Source organism: Burkholderia sp. SR8 (genome assembly GCF_052851275.1).
In genome coordinates this window covers 1-1958 of sequence record NZ_JAULUC010000060.1, presented here as the reverse complement: position 1 = coordinate 1958, position 1958 = coordinate 1, and the positions used below count along the sequence as shown (strand labels likewise).

The 1958-nt window shown below is 59.7% G+C and carries 2 protein-coding genes and 1 pseudogene; 1 reads left to right on the top strand and 2 read right to left on the bottom strand.

Annotation, left to right across the window (positions count from 1 at the left end; translation table 11 throughout):
• Positions 1–118: 118 nt before the first annotated feature.
• Positions 119–568, top strand: a pseudogene (locus tag Q3A80_RS31765) (integrase core domain-containing protein); the annotation flags it as partial.
• A gap of 24 nt (positions 569–592) precedes the next feature.
• On the opposite strand, the gene Q3A80_RS31760 reads toward Q3A80_RS31765, so the two are convergent.
• Both Q3A80_RS31760 and Q3A80_RS31755 read right to left on the bottom strand, forming a co-directional pair.
• Positions 593–1252, bottom strand: coding sequence for a TOTE conflict system archaeo-eukaryotic primase domain-containing protein (locus Q3A80_RS31760; RefSeq protein ID WP_446332727.1), 660 nt, complete (start codon positions 1250–1252; stop codon positions 593–595).
• Complete coding sequence (locus Q3A80_RS31755; protein WP_446332726.1) at positions 1245–1580, bottom strand: hypothetical protein; 336 nt, start codon at positions 1578–1580, stop codon at positions 1245–1247. The genes Q3A80_RS31760 and Q3A80_RS31755 overlap by 8 nt, the downstream gene beginning before the upstream one ends.
• Positions 1581–1958: the final 378 nt, after the last annotated feature.

The following is a 1958-nucleotide window of genomic DNA, read 5'->3' as shown; positions in this document are numbered from 1 at the left end:
CCGCGTGACGGCAATTCTCATCCGACAGCGACAGCGACATTGGAGCGCGTCATCGCGTTGCCCGAACGGTTCGGGAACAGTCGTTGCCCCGGCTCATCCTGGATACGTGGTAACCACCTTGAAGATGCTATGTGTGATCGATGAATACACCCGCGAGTGCCTGGCGATCGAGGTTGGCGCCAGCCTGAGGTCGCAGGACGTGATCTTGACGCTGTCGCGACTCATGCGGCTGTACGGCAAGCCCGCGTTTGTTCGGTCCGACAACGGTCGAACTTACCGCTGCCAAGGTCATGCGTTGGCTGCGAGACGCGGCAATCGGTCCGGCCTTCATTGCGCCTGGCAGTCCATAGCAAAACGGATTCGTCGAAAGCTTCAACGGCAAACTGCGAGACGAATTGCTAAACCGCGAATGGTTCCGCAGCCGCGCCGAGGCCAAGGTGCTCACGAACGCTGGCGGCAGTTCTATAACGAGCGCCGGCCCCACAGCGCTCATCGCTATCAACCTCCCGCCACGGTCCGTCGAGCCTGGCTGGATTCCGACAATATCGACGCGAGACTCACTGCCTGATTGGTCACAGAATTCCGCTGCAGGTCACAGGCGGTCGTAGGACGAAAGCTGAAGCTGCCGGGTGCGTGAACAGGTGTGACTGATGATGACCGTCCCCAGGCGACGGGCATCGCGGGCAGACACCTTGGCCGAGAAGAAGATCCACGCGTGTGCCCCTTGCCCTGAGCGCGAAATCTCCAATGCCACGGCACGCCCCAATTCATGGCAGGACAGCACGAACGCGCGAGAATCGTCCCGCCACTCGGCCTCGTCGCGGTCGACTGCCAGGAAGTAGCAGGTGTCGTCCTCAAGCAAGGGATAAACGCCGACGGTGTGCCCGCCAGCAAGGTGATCGTAGATAACCGCGTCGGAAAGCGGTATCAGGAGGCGGTTACCGCAATCGCCGCACTTGATGCGCGGCTTCTCGCACACTCCGGCGCGCCACTCATTCGCACAAGCTGGTGTGTAGCCGGACTTGCCGGTGGTCTTGCTCTCCCATCGCACCGGATAGACGTCGGTACGGCCGCGAAACAGCTCGCGAAAGAGCGTGACTTTTTCGTCGGTGGACAAGCGCGAGAAATCCGCCATCTTGGGCGGTTTCGCAGCTTGAGGCGGCAGGCGCCATGCGATGCCGTTAGCTTCCAGTAGCGCGATCAGACGAGCGTTTTCTGCTTGCAATGCTGCCAAGAGATCGCGATCAGCCATCGGCTCCATACTCGGCCAGCAACTCATCCATGGCGTCGCCGAGGCCATACCCGAAGTTATGGCTGATGCGACGGACTGCGTCCAACCGGGTAAGAAGTGCCGGTCGGCGGCCGTCAGGCAGTGCGCTGACGGCCTTCAGCGCCTGATCGAACATGCGCACCAGCGCGTCTAAGTAGCCCGCATCCTGCATGCCAACGTCATCGCTGAAACCAGCAGCGCACTCACAGCAAAAAATCATCAGCTCCCGACGGATTCTACTCTCAGTGACTCGCGTACAACATCGGAGGCCCCCCATGTTGACGGCCACAAAGGCCAGGACCGTCTTCATGTCGATTGCGCTTCCTCCATCGAGTATTCATGAATGATCTGCCGTGGAGCATCTACACCGACAGTACTGGACCAATAAGAGTTATTATCTGCCAGCCATCAAAATACATATAAACGAATTAGCGATCGTATTCAGTCGCTTCGCGGAACCTCCCGCCTCGCAATATCACCCTAGTCTTGCATCCGTCCGTCGGTGGATGTTCAAAGCACGACCATTGATTCCGTCATGTTCTGCTTCATGTAGTCGAGGAAGCGCTTCTGGAACAGCATCGTATGCTCGTGCGCGGCGCGTTCGGCCGCGTCCGCATCGCGCCGCACGATCGCGTCGATCAGTTCGTCGTGGTCGCGGCCGAGCTTCGCGGCCGTCGGCGAACTTACC